The sequence below is a fragment of the Mastigocoleus sp. MO_188.B34 genome (assembly GCF_030065675.1).
In the GTDB taxonomy this organism is placed as follows: domain Bacteria; phylum Cyanobacteriota; class Cyanobacteriia; order Cyanobacteriales; family Nostocaceae; genus Mastigocoleus.
In genome coordinates, this window is the sequence record NZ_JASJDK010000149.1 from 1 (window position 1) to 16,280 (window position 16,280).

Below are 16,280 nucleotides of genomic sequence, written 5' to 3' on the forward strand. Positions count from 1 at the left end.
TTTTGTGCGGTGTGGGTATTCTTGAATATAATGAAGTGGATTTTTCATTTTGGTAGACGGTGAAAACTCCGTTCTACCATTTTTTTGGCACCAAGTTAATATTCCGGACAGGTCTATTAAGTATTATATTAAACTCTTCGTTAGCTTAACGCCTAAAACTAAATTGTAGTCATGATTCTAGAAGAGAGAAAATCATGTGGTACTTTGTGCAAAATAGCACTCAAAAGGGTCCAGTTAGCTTAGAAGAAATACGAGACCTCATCAACCGAGGAGATATTCATTCAGCGACTCTAGTTTGGACACAGGGTATGGATGGTTGGGTAGCTATTCTGGAGACAGAACTTAAGGATCTGTTCCCAGAGGATATGCCTCCTCCAATTCCAACTGATATACCTCCTCCAATACCTACTCGAAGAAGTGGGAGTACAGCGACCAATCAAAAACTTCTTGAACCAGGACGCCTCCTAAGAGATTCATTCAGCTATGTGGGAACAGTATATATCCCTATGCTGACATTTTTTGTACCGTCTCTATTCATTAACATACTGCTGGGTCTTGCCTTACTAGAAAACTCCCCTGGTGTTTGGGTTTTGCTGTCTGTCATATATTGGGTGTGTGTTTTGCCATTTGTTTCAGGAGCATCTATTTTTTATGTTCAGCAGAATTTAACTCAGCAAGGGGTAACTATTGCAGATTCCATGCAGAAAGCTGGTGAAAAGTTTGTTCAACTAGTTTTAGCACAATTTATATTACTTCTTATCTTAATCGCTGCCTTTATCTGCCTGATTATCCCAGGTGTATATTTATCTCTCCGCCTATCCTTTGTATACTATGCAGTAATGATAGAGAATCGACCAGCAACTGATGCTATTAGTCGTAGTTGGAATTTAACAAAAGGATTCTGGTGGGGAATTTTCTGGGCATTCTTCATACTTGGTTTAGTAGTTGGTTTGCCAGCAGGAATATTAGGAGCTGTGTTTGCTTCTACTAACCCTTTAATATCTCAGTTGGTAGGTGGTATTGTTGGTTTATTTAGTGGTCCGATTATTGCGACATATGCTGTATTTTTATTTATGAGTCTAGTTAATTTAATCGGTGAAAACCGAGAGAATAGACGATATGTTTAAAATAACTCAAAATAGGCAGTTTTGATTTATCTGAATTGTAACACTTCTACTCTGTAATGATGTCAAAAGTGACACCTATTACAACTTTAAATGGTATGAAAGCAAATTCCCTATCAATCCGGTCAAAACATTTAATAAATCCCTTCTGCAATATTCGTTTCCAATTAAAAAGGTATGATACTTTTGAGTTGGCTTCTACCTCCAAAGATACTTCATCAGTATAGACATTCTTAATATTCTCAGAAATTGAATACTTTGTCCTTATATTTCCCTCAATATTTGCCTTAAGGTTAACTAATTTCAATGGATTAAAACTAATTTCTCCCTGAGCTTTTACGATTTTTTCAAAGTCAACGGTGTAGTTCTTTGACCACTCTTTACTAATTGTGAACTTCCTGGTTAAACGACCTGCACTCTTAGAATTGTCGATAATTCTGCGTTCGCTACCAAGAGGTTCCTCGCAACGTTCTGTTTCTACAAGTTGAAATTTAGACACTTCCAAAATTTCTTTTGAATGTACTTCATTATATTTAACACTCGACCGTGAAATATTTTTAGATACCCCCCCTGATTGGGAACTAGCAAAAACAGACCAACGTTGCTTACATCTTGGGCATTCTGCAATTGCTGAAATATCCATATCAAAAATAGCTACATTTCGGGAAATAGGTGTACCATTACCCTGAAAATATTTTGGAACGATTGGAAATTGATTACATAAAGGACATTTCATGAATGAAGCAAATATTTCATGTTCTTTGGATAGTTTAAATGATTTAGACATATGAATCCTTATTGGTAAGCATTACATAGTGCATATGCACTATACTTGTAAAACATATCTGCCGCCACAAAATTATGAGAATAAATACTTGAGATCTATTTCCTCTACAACAATATATGATGTATTCCGGACATACCTTAATTAATATTATGATTTATTCTGGACATAACTTTAACCAGAAGTACTTTACCAGATATATCTTGTAAAGCTCATAAAGGATGGATTTGAGGATTTTATCAATCCGTTAGCAAGAATTTTCTAATCACCTTTTAAATAGACCTGTCCAAAATATTAATATAGGTACAAAAAAATGGTCATTTACTTCTAGCCAAACACTTTTAAGTTATTACTTTGGCTTATACAGAATTTGGTGGTAAGGTTTTTGAAACTATATAGACTAAGAATAACAGGTAAGCTTAGTTGGTTTAAGCTTTCCTGTTAGTGCATTCTAATATTATTCAAAACTTCAATAGCAAGCTAAATTTAGTGTCTAGTGGAGGCGTAACGCAGGTGTTGCATTTCTGTAAAAGTAATAGTAATCCCAAAAAACTTGAATTGTTGTAATAAGTGTCCAAGTCCTATAGAACCCATTTGAGATCTTTTTCTTGAAAAAGTAGGTTCTTCAAGGGCTGGTATATTCAAAAATTTTACGCCAGAATAGGTGTTTCCAAAGCACTGATTCCGATAACACTAAAAACTAGAAGCTGTAAGGCTTATGGTTATATGACGAGATCCCAAATGGGTTCTATATATCTACTAATTCTTCCGCGCCGTAACAACTCCAAAAATTCCATTCGGTTCCATACAAACCTGAAAATTATCAAATCCCGCATTTGCAGCCCACTTGTGAGTCAATTCCCAAGAACGCAACCGCATCACCCAAAGGCGACCTGTGTGAGTGGGTAAGGTACGAGCAATTAGTTCTAACTGGGGATGATTGGGTTGAATAGTGAAAATTAGGGTTCCTGGTGCTTCCATAATTTGATAAAGCTGCTTGAAGTGATGCTCGATTAAGTCATCATCTGGCAAAATTTCATGCAATCCAGAAACAACAATTACATTGGGTCGGGGTTGTACTCGCTCTAGACTTTCATCATTAAAAGCATCAGCTTGTTCGATTTGGGCTGTAACTCCCAAGTCCATCGCCAGTTGACAGGCTTTGGTAACGTTTTCTAATTTGTAATCTCGTAAGGTTGCTGCGATCGCTTTATCCTGAAACTCTTGCAAAACTTCCAAATCGTAACGTCCACCTCCACAAGCTACATCCAATAAACTGCAAGGAATATTTTGCTGTTGGTAAGAATGTAATACCTCCCGCAGAGTACTTTTGAGTAACTTAGAACGCTGTCGAATACCGCGCCATCCTTGGGAGTTAAGATAGAACCAATCAATGAGTGTCCCCAATGGTGTAATACCACTCGGTTGATTTGCATAAACGTATTCCAGCATCACCCCAGAATCGAATCCATATTGAAAGCCGATCTGAACTCCATTGGATAACTTTCCAACTGTTTTGAGTGACATACTCAATAATCCGTAATACCAGGCTTTAGGATTCCACGCAGGTAATGGACGTAGGAGTTTTTCGTAAGTTGATAATGATTCTTGTAACATTTTGACCTCTAAGAAAAATAAAATAGTAAACGTTGGATAAAATAGACATCTCCGGAAATTGAATATGTATAATCCAAAATCTTTGTAGAGACGTACCATGGTACGTCTCTACATTCTTTTCCGGAGACGTCTAATAGGATTTTTAATCAAGTTGCAAGCATTTGTTCTGCTGACAAAGTCTGCATTTGTTCTCTCAATTTGTGAAGAAAGGTTTGTTTATCTCCACCCCAATAGAGTGTTTGACCGATAGACATAAAGCATAGAAAAGGTACTAGCAGACATTTCCCCTTTGGTAAGGCTTTACCGAGTCCATAGATAAAAATGGGAATAATAGGAACATTGGGATGTCGTTTTGCAAGATGAGCGATACCACATCTAAACTCTTTTAAGGACTCAGGTTCGCCTCTGGAACCTTCAGGATAAAGAATTAGAATTTGGTTTTGTGCTAGAGCTGCTGCACAATCTTTAAAAAAGGTGCGGTGTTTGGTGCAAATATCTTTGGGAGAATTTTCTTTAGGAGAATCTTCTTGATTTGAGTTACAACGGACTGGAATAATATCTAAAACATGCTGGGAAAACCAGGCTAAGCAAGAATTTTTCTGAAGGAAATATTGTTCATTAGCTAGAGGACGGAGATTATGCGCCATTGATAATGGGAAAAGAGACATTATGGCGAAGGTATCTAAGTGACTATTGTGATTCGCAACCAAAATAGCGGGACCATTACTTGGTAGTAATTCCTTATGTTTGATGCGCAAACCGAGAATAATAAATATCAAGAATTTAGCAATTAGTACAAAGAGAAATTTTAGAACTCGGTTCATAAAAATTGCCCCCGATAATAGAAGTAAACGGTGAAGTGGAAGAACAGAGGCGCTGTATAAATCAAACTATCGATGCGATCCAAAATACCACCATGACCGGGAATAATAGTTCCACTATCTTTGATATTCAAGTCTCGTTTTAAGGCAGAAATATTCACGTCACCGATGAATCCCGTCAAACTCAGGATGAGTCCCAGACAAAGAGCATGCAGTCTATCGAATGGAGTGAGCCAAGGTGCAAGAGCGATCGCTAATCCTGTAGTGACTAATATACCGCCTAATAATCCTTCTACAGTTTTTCCCGGACTGACTTTCGGAAGAATTTTGCGATCGCCCAAAATTTTACCAGTAACGTATTGAGCAATATCGTTAATTTCTGTTAGTACCACCAGAAATACCAGTAAACCTGCACCGCGAGCAATGGGATTTCCCTCGGGTGGTAACATTAATAAATAGGAAAGATGACTAATGGTGTAAACAGTTAACATCAATCCCCATTGAAGGGTGCTAATGGCATTTAAAAAACCTTGATTTTCACCAATTAACACCATCTGTATGGGTAAGAACAGAAACATATAGATGGGAATGAAGATGAGAAACATCCCGTACCAGCCAATGTAAATCCAGAAATACTGGAGCAATATGGCACAATATGCCCATAACAAAACCTGACGGTCTGCGAGACGAGTTGGAATCAGGGAAAGATATTCTTTCAGCGCCAGAAAACTGAGAAAGGCAAAAAAGATAATAGAAACAGTGCGATTAAGAAATAGTGCCAAACTGAAAACAGTAACCATCACCCACCAAGACTTGATGCGGTCTTTCAGTTCGTTGTAGTCTTTCTGAGGATTATAAAATCCTAAAGTATAAATAATTGCTGTGGAAATAAGTAGTAATCCATAAATTCCAGCCAGAGTTAAAAGCACTGAAGTTGATAAGTTCACAATTGGTAAGTTAACAACCGGTAAATTGACTATTGGTAGGTTAGTGATTGATAAGTTAGTGATTGGTAAATTTATGCTCATGACATATCCTTCTGAAATGGCGATCGACTGCGATTGAATATCGTCCACAGAAGAAGAACAACCATTCCTACCCAAATACTGTTCATAAAAGAGATAGATTCAATTTCAATTCCAAATCCCAGTACCAGACTAATGATGGCGAAAAATAAGGCGCGATCGCTCTTACCCATTGGTCCTTCATAGCTACGCTTGTTATCGATTATGAATCTTAAAAACCCAATAACTTCGGTGATAATGGCAAGGATAACAATGGTTATAATCCAAGATGCTCTAATACCTGGAACAAAACTAAAGGGTAGGTAGAGTGCAACATCAGAAATAACATCTCCGAGTTCATTGAGTACAAACCCCATATCTGTTGTTAAATTCTGTTCGCGAGCAAGCATCCCATCGATTGCATTAAGCGCCATTCTTAGCAACAAAACTATGGGAAGCAGTAAAAACACAAATTTAGATTGGGGATAACAAGTAATTGTTAATCCCATAGCGACAGATAGCAAAATCGCTGATACCGTAATCTGATTGGGGGAAATTTGCCAGCTTGCTAACCGATTAACCAGCGGACGAAGACTATTTTGGAATGCAGGTTTAAATTGATACAGGGTAAACATCAGCCTTGCAAAAACTCATACCCTAAATATAAAGACCATACCTCTGCAATAAAAATGACCCAATCGAGCATACCGTACCACTCTCGAATGGTGAAGAAGGAGATCGAAGCAGATCGAAGTTTTTGCGAAGAATTTGTTATGCTCGGTATCAGAGTAAGACAATCTCTTTATTCGTACCCGTAGCCATCATGTCAGAATTATCTGCGTTTAATCCTGAAAAATTTGAGCAATGGCTCCCCCAAGCACAGCGTCAACTGTATGTTAAATCGCTGATGCAACGGGTAGGGATGACACGATGGCGAGCTGAATGCTTTGTTCGTCTTTGGTTATATTTGTTTTTGAAAGATTGTCAAACTCGTCATACTCTGCCAAAATCACCCTTGAAGGAGTTAGCTTTTCCCCAAGGTTGGGTCGAATGTAGTTGCCATCAAGCTGCAGATATATTTTATAGCGATCAGGAACGAGGCGGTGAGCGTTCGGCTGGTATGATGCTGGATAAATTGGTTGCTTTGGGGTTAATTAGAAAACACTTTGATGGTAATTGTACCCAAATTGAAATTCAACCACTCCCAGAACTTTTGGAGCACCACACCCTAGATTATACAGCGATCGTTAAACCAGATGCTTTCGATTTGCGCAGCGATGCAATCCCCATTGCTAATATGTTAGCCAGTAATTACAATTGGCTCAATCGGAATACAGATACCGTACCTTACCGCATCGCCAATATTCTCCGCGACTGGGCTAGTCAATATGCAGGGGGAATGAGAGTATTACGGCGTAGTGATAATCAGAATCCAGTGGGATTTTATGTTCTCTATCCTACTCTGCGGGAATCGGAAATTAAATTTTTTGCTCCTCCCAGTCAAGGACTTCATCTAAGTCGAGTTACCGAAGTCGATCCATTTAAAATGGCTTTACCAGGAGATAAAACTTGTCGTTCTGTTTTTGTTCGTAGTTGGATGATTGATAGCTCCTACCAGAAACAGGCTCAAGTTCTTTTCTTACAGGATGCGCAACAAACCCTTCATAAGATGAAACAAGATTTTCCCAATTTATGGGATATGTATACCTTAATAATTCATCCCAGTTATGCAGAATTAGGACAAGCATTGGGATTTCAGAAAACTGGTTCTGACCCTAAATTACCACTTTATTGGATGTACCAAGCAGTCGATCGATTCCTAAAACTTGATATCCAAAAAGCTATGAGTAATATTATGTCTGTTTGATTACTTGTAGAAAAAAAGAATTTTTTTGTCTAAGTTCCGTTAGTTCAATGTGTAAATATACTTAAAAATAAAAAGTTAATTACTACTGATATACTTGAGTATTTTTACTCCAATAATCAACTATCGATTTCTCTCTCATCAATAATCTTCTCAAGCCTGAAGTACAAGAGAAGGTTATTGATGAGAATACTACCCTATTTAACTCTAGATCCTATTAAGAGCTTGCAATCAAAAGTTTAAAAGTTAAGAGCTAAAGGTAGCACAATAATTTTTCATTCAACCTGATAATACTCTTAGATGTCACCAAAAACGATGAAGCTAAAACCAGAATCCACAGGGCGATCGGGTGATGAAGTAATACAGACGAAATGATGTTGACTGGCTTCAATAATTGCACTTGAAAGATTAAAAGTAATCCAAGGAGGTCCGTACACTGTACAGACTGGTACTGGTGGTTTATCAAAAGGTTGGTCGAATTCTATAAGGTAGGTTCCTTCCTGTAGTCTGCGACAACGGAAACTTTCACCTGCAATCGAACTACCGTCTCGCTCGACAGTACCATAGATATGCTGGTGTTTTCTCCCATCAACTGCGCTTTGAAGAATAGACATGAGAAACTGCTGTTAAAATGCAATAAAGTATAATTTAATGCATTTATTGGAAAGGTGCCATACAAAAATCAACCTTTATAAAAGTTAACTTACTATTTGAGATTGAGTCCTGTAAATTCAAGCTTGGTCTTTTTCTTGTCACAAAAGACCCTGAATTCTTTGTTTATTTTTTCAAGTTCTTTACCTTTTTACAGCAAATCTTTATCATTACGTTTTAATTGTTGTATAACTTTGTCCACTGCTCTTTTAGTAATTAAATTTCCTGAATTTTACTGGTGGTAACCCTGAGATTGAGAAATCTTTAAATACGATGTATCAACAAGAAGGTATAACTACAGCTAGTCAAAATACTTTAGATCAAGAAACTTGTGAGTATATGAATCGGGCGATTTCTGTGTTTAAGCAAATGGAATAAATTTTATCGTTCAAATAAACCCCTCAAAGTCTGTTCTAATCTAAACACTCAACAAAACTTTTGATATTAAAATATCGATCTGAGTCCGACAAGTCTGGATATAGTAAACACTCCAATTCAAAATACCCATAAACTTGAAGCTATCTTCAAAAAAAGTATGGTGACTAATTGGTAAATGAGCTATATCCAGAAATATTGAAAGAGCAAAAAAAACTAATGATACAAGAAGAAATAAATATTCAGTTTGTAAAATTTGACGTCGCCAACGCACAAAATAAGCCAAAATTAATAAACCATAAATCATAAAAACGGTATTTTGGCTGATTCCCAAGTATTTAGGTACTATTTTTTCATGAATTAATAGCAGATCGTCGAACAGTAAAATACTGGAGATAACAGCAGACCACGAAAAGAAAGATGGAGATAGTCTAAATAATTTTGGCTTTCTAGAAGTCAACAGATAAGTAAAAAAACATATTGCTGTAACACTACACCAAAGCAAAATTCCTAAGTTAGAAACTAAACCGACATACAGGGGTAAACGAAACGAATTAGGGTTGATTATAGATGTACTTGGTGCATCCTGAACTGTTTTGAGAATATTGCTAAAAACACTATAGGGGTCGCCCATTACGTAATAAAGATTGACACCAAACAACCAATGGGTAACAAATAATCCTCCCAGTAAAAATACTGCAAATATTTGAGTCATCACAAAGCCTGGAAGAAATCTTCGGAATCGTTCTCCAATATCTCTGTTTTTATACATGATTTTTTGGTTAATTTTTAAATTAACTTTTAATCTCAAATGATTTCTACACCAAAGTATTTCTAATTAATGAAAATCTCTTGTGCTAAATTTAGCACGTCCTTAGGTTGAGTAATTATCAATGATTACTAATTTTGTTATTTCTTTAAGATAAGGTTAATGAATGATAAATACCGAGATATAAAAGCATTGTTTTACGAAACTTTTTATACTTGCTTTTGTTTTTTAGTCTTAAAAAACTAAGTAATCAATAAATAATAATTGTTGATCATAGCGGTCACGTTTAAGTACCTTAAGAATTGAGGATGTATTTATATATATCTCTTTCGAACGACAATATTTAAGCAATATTTTCTACCTATGAAAATAATAATTTGCCTGAAAAGTCGATCATATGAACCTTACATACCTTATTTTTATTAAATCAATATTTCAAGCAGAAAATAACGGGCTAGTTACTATTGTTTGATTTAGTTCTTATGAAGTAGGTATCTCAAATCACTCCCAACTAGCCATTAAGACTCCGCATTCGGTACACTCAATAGTGCAAATAATCGGAGTAAATATGTTACCGCCAAAAAAAAACACAAACAAATTTATAATTCATATTTGCTAGGAGCGAAATCTCTCCGTCAAAAAATGTTAATCATATTTCTTCCTGTGACTTTGATCCCATTGGCGATCGCAGGAATTTTGGGAGGGGTAATCACTTATCAACGTTCGTCTGAACAAAAGGAAGCACAATTGCATGATCGGGCAATAATAGTTGCAGAATTAACTAGTAAGAAACTGGAATTTGAATCAGCTATACTCCAAACCGCAGCAACAGATCCCCTAATTATTAATGCAGTTCGTAGTGCTTCTCAAGAAATTAAACAAGAAGGTTTAGAAAAAAAATCGGTTACTGAATTAGAAAATCAATTTAAAGAAAACAAACTTTTAAATGTCAATCAATTATTAAATTCATATTTGCAAAGGCTTGTTAAACTTGGCAACTTTACAGATATATTTTTTACAGAGCAACATGGTTTTAATATCGCCTCTAGTAAACCCACTCCTGATTTGATTCAAAGAAATAAAGCTTGGTGGAAAAAGGCGAAAAAATTACAAAATTCAGAAACTTTTATTACTCCACCACACCCACATAAATCCGCTAACACTCTTTATTTCGACCTGATAAATAAGATTGTCGATCCTAAAACTGGTCAATTTCTTGGTGTTATTAAAGCCGGTTACAGGGCTAAGGACCTCAATTTCTTAGCTGAAGAACTCCATAAAATCGAGCTTTTGGGTTCCGAGCATTTGCAAATCATATCGATTGCAGATGGAAAAAATCCCATGGTTGTGACAACTATGAATCGCGCTAAGAATAATAAAAAACTACATAGTACAAAACTCGCAAATATAAGTTCTCAGAAGGTCTTAGGGGGAGATGTATTACTCCAACATGCTATGAGATATCAGTCTAGACCCCAAAATAGCGGACCATACACAAAATCCTTCATTTACAACGATCGCCGTTTTACCTTAGCTCGAGTTCCCGGAAGAAATTGGATTGTAGTCGCTTCCATTGAATTAGCAGAAATTCATAAATCTGCTAAACAAATCTTATTAATGTTTGGCTTGATTTTTTTGGTTTTAGCTACGGTCGCATCCATTATCATTGTTAAATTTTCTCGCACTTTGTCTGACCCCCTCAATCTATTGACCATGACAGCGAGAAAGGTCACAGAAATTTGTGATTTTACTTTGCGGGTACCGGTTACAACTCAAGATGAAGTAGGAATGTTAGCCATTCATTTTAATCGCTTAATTAGATGGATCGAAAAATATATTCAAGAACTCCAAGAAACTCAAGCTCAACTAATTCATTCGGAAAAAATGTCCAGTTTGGGACAAATGCTTGCTGGTGTTGTCCATGAGATTAATAACCCAGTAAACTTTGTACATGGAAATATTCAACATGCGGGTGAATACAGCCAAGATTTATTGAAGATAATCCAGATCTATCAAGAAAATTGTCCTAATTTATCCTCTGAAGTTCAAGAACGGATAGAAGATATGGACCCAGATTTTGTCAGTCGAGACTTTCCCAAGCTTTTGAATTCTATGCAGGTCGGAACGGAACGTATTATTGGAATTGTTAATTCCTTACGTACTTTTTCCCGTTTGGATGAAGCAGATGTCAAACAAGCAGATATTCACGAGGGAATTGATAGCACATTGGTGATTCTGCAAAGTCGTCTCAAGGATAATAAATCATCTCCTACGATCCAAATTATTAAAGATTATGGCGACATACCATCAGTAGAATGCTGTCCCGGACAGATAAATCAGGTATTTATGAATATTTTGGCGAATGCGATCGATGCATACAAAGAAAGTCCCCAACTCAAAGATTCAGATGGTACTGAAGCAATAAAAAATCGGGAAAAACCTAAAATCACTTTGCAAACAAGACACGAAGGTAAAAATTGCATCATCACTATTAGTGATAATGGCTCTGGGATGAGTCCAGAAGTGAAAAGACGTATTTTCGACCCGTTTTTTACTACCAAGTCAGTAGGTCAAGGTACTGGTTTAGGACTATCTATTAGCTATAAAATTGTGGTGGAAAAACACAAAGGGAAACTAGAGTGTGATTCAATAGTCGGTCATGGAACAAAGTTTACAATTACTCTTCCTATAGAAGCTGCGATTGAACCCCAGGAAAAACTTCTGATTTAATACTGGCTTGGGTTAATATTACTTTGATTTCGCAAATCAATTGAAAAGCGCATATATGCGGATATATCAATGACTTGCGCGTAGCGCTATATTTCCACATACCGTAGTCGTCATAATTGTTCCCTATTATTTACTTCCCCTGTTCCATATTTACTTTCCAATATTTATGACTTCCTGAAAATATTAATCGTTTTGCATGACGTCTATCTGTGAAAATAGCTATAGGTAACCAGCATTCGATAAACTCAATAATGCAAATAATCCTGTAACTATACTTACTATGTCCGATTCCCAAACCATTAGTAACGCCGTCGCCAAACTTTATAATACTTACCCTTTCCCTCCAGAACCCTTATTAGATGAGCCCCCACCAGGTTATAACTGGCGCTGGAAATGGTCATCTGCTTATAACTTTTGTACCGGACAAAAACCCGGTCGTGAAAATATTCGCATTCTTGATGCTGGTTGTGGAACTGGAGTTGGGACAGAATACTTAGTTCACCTCAACCCAGAAGCTTCAGTTGTGGGAATCGATTTAAGTGAAGGTGCATTAGAAGTTGCAAAAGAACGCTGTCAACGCTCCGGTGCAAATCGCGTGGAGTTTCACCACCTGAGTTTATTTGATGTAGAACAACTTGAGGGAGAATTTGATTTAATTAATTGTGTAGGAGTTTTACATCATACTCCCGATCCCATTCGCGGGATTCAAGCTTTAGCCAAAAAATTAGCACCCGGTGGTTTATTCCATATTTTCGTATATGGAGAATTGGGACGAAGAGAAATTCAATTCATGCAAGAAGCGATCGCGATGCTCCAAGGGGAAAAAAGGGGTGACTATCGGGATGGAGTACAGGTTGGAAGACAGATATTTGCTTCCTTACCAGAAAATAATCGAATTTTACAGCGAGACAAACAACTCTGGGCTCTGGAAAATCATAAGGATGAAAATTTTGCTGATATGTACGTTCATCCTCAAGAAATTGATTATAATTCCGAAACTTTATTTGAATTAATTGACGCTTCCGGGTTAGAATTTGTGGGATTTTCTAATCCTGGTTACTGGAACTTAGAACGAATTTTAGGTCAGAACCCAGAATTAATGGAGCGAGCAGCAAACTTGAGCGAACGCCAACGTTACCGTTTAGTAGAAATATTAGATCCAGATAACCCAGAAATTACCCACTACGAATTTTTCCTCAGTCGTCCACCATTACCCCACACCAATTGGTCTGACGAGCAAGCTTTGCTTGGAGCAACTCCAGAAATTAATCCTTGCATAGATGGGTTCCCAAGTAAGTGTATATTTGATTACAATTACCAAGTAGTAAAATTATCAGATGAGGAGTTTAAGTTCATGCAAGCTTGCAACGGAAGCTTAACAGTTGAAGAAATTATTAAAGATTTAGAATTAGGTTTACCAGAAATCAGAAAACTTCAGCAACAGCAATTAATTATGTTGTCAGGGAACTAAATAATTATTAGTTAGACTGTTAGGCTGGGGAAAAGACATTTATTTTTTTTGATTTGGGTAAAATGTCAAAAAATGTCACAAATTTTTTCCCGAAAATTTTCCAAGAATTTTCCCAAAAAATTTTCCAAAAATTTTCCCAAAAAAATTCTAATGATTTCCGATTCTTCCCATCTCCCCACCTATAATTCCATGAAAAAATATTATGGATTTGTCTTCGGAAGTCATAGCAGATTTAAGGTATTGTTGGCGAATCCTCATCAACAGCCAAGACTCTAATTTTGTCCGTAATGTCATTCTCAACTTGAAGTTAAGCAACGTTTAATTACTCAACGGCATTATCGTTTATTGCTCATGTATTGCTAATATTTTTTGAACTTTCATTGAGAATAATGAGAATGTCAAGCATTTAATTGCTGGATTCGTTAAAAATTTCAGATGAAATTGCTTTTTTGATTTCAGAGAATGTATGAGAATAGCCAAAAAGCAAATGACAAGATGACAAGATCGGAGTTAAAATATGTTGTAAGAGATTATTCCCTTCTGCCATCTCTATATCTCTGCTAATTATAAAACTTCAGGTGCGAATGTACGCACAAAACATCTTTTATGTCATCAGTAATTTTGCGTATGTTCCAGGAAATGTGTTCTGCCCAACTAATTAAAACTTGGGTCGCAAATGCCCTGTATATTGAGGAATATAGCCTTTGCTTATCGCATTTTGGTGACAATAAGTTAATTGTTTTTTTCTAAAGTATTGTTACCCAATCGTGATATGATTCAACTGGCTGAATATCTAGCTAACATAAGTTCACTAAACTGGTTTGAAATCCCGTGAATTCGTCAGATGAATCAATAGATCCGATCGCGACAAGACAAGAAGAAGCAGTAGAAGATCTTGAGGGCTCAAGCTCTGGAAATTCAATGGAAGAGTTTTATAAACTTTCCGAAGAACTGCTTTTAATAACTCTTGTTCTGATAGGGATAATCTTTATCTCAGTATGGATTTTTTATTCTTTAAACATTGCTCTTAACTATCTACTTGGGGCATGTGCGGGTATAGTTTATTTGAACATGTTGGCGAAAGATGTTGAGCAATTGAACCAAGAAAGAGTAAGGTTGAAAAAAAATCGTTTTGCTCTGTTGATTGGTTTGATAGTCATAGCAAGTCAATGGCATCAGCTACAAGTGCTTCCCATATTTTTGGGTTTTTTAACTTATAAAGCAACGCTCATTGTTTACATGCTACGGATAACATTCAATCCCGACCATTAATAGTTAGCGTTGAGAAAGGGAATACTCCAATCATTCCTGTTTGGGGAAATTTCTTGAGAAATGCAAATGCTTAATGTTTTAAACGTCTTAACTGTCTTTAATTCTTTTACCCTTGCCGAATTGGAAGTAGGAGATCATTTCTACTGGCAATTAGGCAATCTAAAAGTGCATGGGCAAGTTTTTCTCACTTCATGGTTTGTGATTGGGCTTCTCGTGGTGGCTTCATTAGCAGCTACTAGGAATATCCAAAGAGTTCCCAGTGGTATTCAAAATTTAATGGAATATGCCCTAGAATTTATTAGGGATCTGACCAAAAACCAGATAGGTGAGAAAGAATATCGCCCTTGGGTGCCATTTATCGGCACATTGTTCCTGTTTATCTTCGTCTCGAATTGGTCAGGTGCTCTAATTCCTTGGAAGTTGATCGAACTACCATCTGGTGAATTAGCTGCTCCCACAAATGACATCAATACGACCGTCGCTTTGGCGTTGCTAACTTCTTTGGCTTACTTTTATGCAGGATTTAGCAAGCGGGGTTTGGGATACTTTAAAAAGTATATAGAACCAACACCAGTTTTATTGCCTATTGCGATTTTAGAAGATTTCACCAAGCCCCTTTCCCTGAGTTTCCGTCTGTTTGGAAATATTCTGGCGGATGAATTGGTAGTAGCAGTGTTGGTATTACTCGTGCCACTGTTTATACCATTACCAGTGATGGCGTTGGGATTATTTACCAGTGCCATTCAAGCCCTTGTATTTGCCACCTTAGCAGCCGCATATATACACGAAGCGATGGAAGGGCACGGTGATTAAACATTAATTAAGACTCATTTTTGGTCTGAAATTAGTGTAATTTTAGATTTAGGGCTTGAGATTTTAGATTTAACACCAAGTTGAAAATCAAAGTCTCGCTCCTCGAACCTGAAACCTCGATAATTGATATTTACTAAAGGGAAGGAAATCAAGATGGATCCATTAGTTTCTGCTGCTTCAGTTTTAGCTGCTGCTCTCGCGATTGGTTTAGCAGCAATTGGTCCTGGTATTGGTCAAGGTAACGCTGCAGGTCAAGCAGTAGAAGGTATTGCTCGTCAGCCAGAGGCAGAAGGAAAAATTCGTGGTACTTTGCTGTTGACTTTGGCGTTCATGGAATCACTAACAATCTATGGTTTGGTAATTGCTCTAGTATTACTATTTGCGAATCCATTTTCCTAAGCTTTTTCTTTGATGTAGGGACGCGAAAGTGCGTCTCTATATCGTTCGTGTCGCGATTTTTCCGCGTCAGGGAAGAGAGGTTTTCAGGTAATTGTTTTCAGGTAATTGTTCGTTGCGCTCGTCGCCCGTGTCAAAAACGAACATGGAACCATCGCAAAATATATCGCAAAATATGAAGAAATTCATAACTTTGCTTCATATGGAAATTGCAGTATAAGCCCCATAGAAGATGTTTGATTTTGATGCGACCTTGCCCTTAATGGCATTGCAGTTTTTGCTTCTGGCAGCTTTATTAAACGCAATTTTTTATAAACCGCTGACCAAAGCACTTGATGACCGGGATAACTACATCCGTACAAATAAAGTTGATGCTGACGAACGCTTAGCGAAAGCAAAAAGAGTGACTCAGGATTATGAGACTCAGTTAGCTGACTCTCGCAAACAGTCACAAACTTTAATCTTAGCAGCTCGCGAAGAAGGTCAGAAAATTTATGCTGAAAAAATTGCAGAAGCTCAAAAAGAAGCTGCTGCAAAACGAGAGCAAGCATCTCGGGAAATAGAACAGCAAAAACAAGAAGCCTTCAAT

The 16,280-nt window shown here is 36.9% G+C and carries 15 protein-coding genes; 8 read left to right on the plus strand and 7 right to left on the minus strand.

From position 1 onward, the window contains the following. Positions 1 to 194: 194 nt before the first annotated feature. A complete protein-coding gene (locus QNJ50_RS24885) occupies positions 195 to 1,127 on the plus strand; it encodes a GYF domain-containing protein (RefSeq protein ID WP_300640950.1) in 933 nt (310 codons plus the stop codon). A gap of 46 nt (positions 1,128 to 1,173) precedes the next feature. Here QNJ50_RS24885 and QNJ50_RS24890 read toward each other — a convergent pair whose 3' ends face one another. From QNJ50_RS24890 to QNJ50_RS24910, 5 genes are all read right to left on the minus strand, one after another. After that, the gene (locus QNJ50_RS24890; protein ID WP_300640952.1) at positions 1,174 to 1,911 is read right to left on the minus strand and encodes a hypothetical protein; all 738 of its coding nucleotides are present in this window, start codon (positions 1,909 to 1,911) and stop codon (positions 1,174 to 1,176) included. 756 nt (positions 1,912 to 2,667) lie between these two features. Further along, positions 2,668 to 3,525: a class I SAM-dependent methyltransferase family protein gene (locus QNJ50_RS24895; protein WP_300640954.1), complete on the minus strand. Its 858-nt coding sequence runs from the start codon at positions 3,523 to 3,525 to the stop codon at positions 2,668 to 2,670. A 146-nt stretch (positions 3,526 to 3,671) separates the two neighbouring features. Further along, positions 3,672 to 4,349, minus strand: a complete 678-nt coding sequence (locus tag QNJ50_RS24900) for a lysophospholipid acyltransferase family protein (RefSeq protein ID WP_300640956.1) — start codon at positions 4,347 to 4,349, stop codon at positions 3,672 to 3,674. Then, on the minus strand, positions 4,346 to 5,374 hold the full coding sequence (locus QNJ50_RS24905; protein WP_300640958.1) for a phosphatidate cytidylyltransferase: 1,029 nt from the start codon (positions 5,372 to 5,374) through the stop codon (positions 4,346 to 4,348). Before QNJ50_RS24905 ends, QNJ50_RS24900 begins: the two co-directional genes overlap by 4 nt. Beyond that, on the minus strand, positions 5,371 to 5,985 hold the full coding sequence (locus QNJ50_RS24910) for a CDP-alcohol phosphatidyltransferase family protein (RefSeq protein WP_300640960.1): 615 nt from the start codon (positions 5,983 to 5,985) through the stop codon (positions 5,371 to 5,373). Before QNJ50_RS24910 ends, QNJ50_RS24905 begins: the two co-directional genes overlap by 4 nt. Before the next feature lie 188 nt (positions 5,986 to 6,173). Here QNJ50_RS24910 and QNJ50_RS24915 point away from each other — a divergent pair, with 188 nt between their 5' ends. Continuing rightward, the gene (locus QNJ50_RS24915) at positions 6,174 to 7,217 is read left to right on the plus strand and encodes a hypothetical protein (RefSeq protein ID WP_300640962.1); all 1,044 of its coding nucleotides are present in this window, start codon (positions 6,174 to 6,176) and stop codon (positions 7,215 to 7,217) included. Between the two features lie 293 nt (positions 7,218 to 7,510). On the opposite strand, the gene QNJ50_RS24920 is transcribed toward QNJ50_RS24915, so the two are convergent. Next, positions 7,511 to 7,828 carry a hypothetical protein gene (locus QNJ50_RS24920; protein ID WP_300640964.1) on the minus strand — a complete coding sequence of 106 codons (318 nt, stop codon included), beginning with the start codon at positions 7,826 to 7,828 and terminating at the stop codon, positions 7,511 to 7,513. A 455-nt stretch (positions 7,829 to 8,283) separates the two neighbouring features. Beyond that, positions 8,284 to 9,012, minus strand: a complete 729-nt coding sequence (locus QNJ50_RS24925; protein WP_300640966.1) for a hypothetical protein — start codon at positions 9,010 to 9,012, stop codon at positions 8,284 to 8,286. Positions 9,013 to 9,672: 660 nt separating this feature from the next. Between QNJ50_RS24925 and QNJ50_RS24930 the strand changes: the two genes are divergently transcribed. From QNJ50_RS24930 to QNJ50_RS24955, 6 genes are all read left to right on the plus strand, one after another. Then, positions 9,673 to 11,739 carry an ATP-binding protein gene (locus QNJ50_RS24930; RefSeq protein ID WP_300640968.1) on the plus strand — a complete coding sequence of 689 codons (2,067 nt, stop codon included), beginning with the start codon at positions 9,673 to 9,675 and terminating at the stop codon, positions 11,737 to 11,739. A gap of 280 nt (positions 11,740 to 12,019) precedes the next feature. Beyond that, entirely contained in the window at positions 12,020 to 13,210 is a 1,191-nt protein-coding gene (locus tag QNJ50_RS24935) for a class I SAM-dependent methyltransferase (RefSeq protein ID WP_300640970.1), read from the plus strand. Between the two features lie 831 nt (positions 13,211 to 14,041). After that, entirely contained in the window at positions 14,042 to 14,482 is a 441-nt protein-coding gene (locus QNJ50_RS24940; protein WP_300640972.1) for an ATP synthase subunit I, read from the plus strand. Positions 14,483 to 14,542: 60 nt separating this feature from the next. Next, the gene (gene atpB / locus QNJ50_RS24945; protein WP_027844146.1) at positions 14,543 to 15,295 is read left to right on the plus strand and encodes a F0F1 ATP synthase subunit A; all 753 of its coding nucleotides are present in this window, start codon (positions 14,543 to 14,545) and stop codon (positions 15,293 to 15,295) included. 153 nt (positions 15,296 to 15,448) lie between these two features. Then, on the plus strand, positions 15,449 to 15,694 hold the full coding sequence (atpE, locus tag QNJ50_RS24950) for an ATP synthase F0 subunit C (protein WP_008233924.1): 246 nt from the start codon (positions 15,449 to 15,451) through the stop codon (positions 15,692 to 15,694). A gap of 229 nt (positions 15,695 to 15,923) precedes the next feature. Then, positions 15,924 to 16,280: F0F1 ATP synthase subunit B' (locus QNJ50_RS24955; RefSeq protein ID WP_300640992.1), on the plus strand; the 357-nt coding region annotated here is incomplete at its 3' end.

What these genes read in the sequence shown, in the direction of transcription:
- QNJ50_RS24885 (WP_300640950.1), top strand. Translation starts at nt 195, where the DNA reads ATGTGGTACTTTGTGCAAAATAGCACTCAAAAGGGTCCAGTTAGCTTA.
- QNJ50_RS24905 (WP_300640958.1), bottom strand. Translation starts at nt 5,374, where the DNA reads ATGAGCATAAATTTACCAATCACTAACTTATCAATCACTAACCTACCA.
- QNJ50_RS24925 (WP_300640966.1), bottom strand. Translation starts at nt 9,012, where the DNA reads ATGTATAAAAACAGAGATATTGGAGAACGATTCCGAAGATTTCTTCCA.
- QNJ50_RS24900 (WP_300640956.1), bottom strand. Translation starts at nt 4,349, where the DNA reads ATGAACCGAGTTCTAAAATTTCTCTTTGTACTAATTGCTAAATTCTTG.
- atpB (WP_027844146.1), top strand. Translation starts at nt 14,543, where the DNA reads ATGCAAATGCTTAATGTTTTAAACGTCTTAACTGTCTTTAATTCTTTT.
- atpE (WP_008233924.1), top strand. Translation starts at nt 15,449, where the DNA reads ATGGATCCATTAGTTTCTGCTGCTTCAGTTTTAGCTGCTGCTCTCGCG.
- QNJ50_RS24920 (WP_300640964.1), bottom strand. Translation starts at nt 7,828, where the DNA reads ATGTCTATTCTTCAAAGCGCAGTTGATGGGAGAAAACACCAGCATATC.
- QNJ50_RS24895 (WP_300640954.1), bottom strand. Translation starts at nt 3,525, where the DNA reads ATGTTACAAGAATCATTATCAACTTACGAAAAACTCCTACGTCCATTA.
- QNJ50_RS24890 (WP_300640952.1), bottom strand. Translation starts at nt 1,911, where the DNA reads ATGTCTAAATCATTTAAACTATCCAAAGAACATGAAATATTTGCTTCA.
- QNJ50_RS24910 (WP_300640960.1), bottom strand. Translation starts at nt 5,985, where the DNA reads ATGTTTACCCTGTATCAATTTAAACCTGCATTCCAAAATAGTCTTCGT.
- QNJ50_RS24915 (WP_300640962.1), top strand. Translation starts at nt 6,174, where the DNA reads ATGTCAGAATTATCTGCGTTTAATCCTGAAAAATTTGAGCAATGGCTC.
- QNJ50_RS24935 (WP_300640970.1), top strand. Translation starts at nt 12,020, where the DNA reads ATGTCCGATTCCCAAACCATTAGTAACGCCGTCGCCAAACTTTATAAT.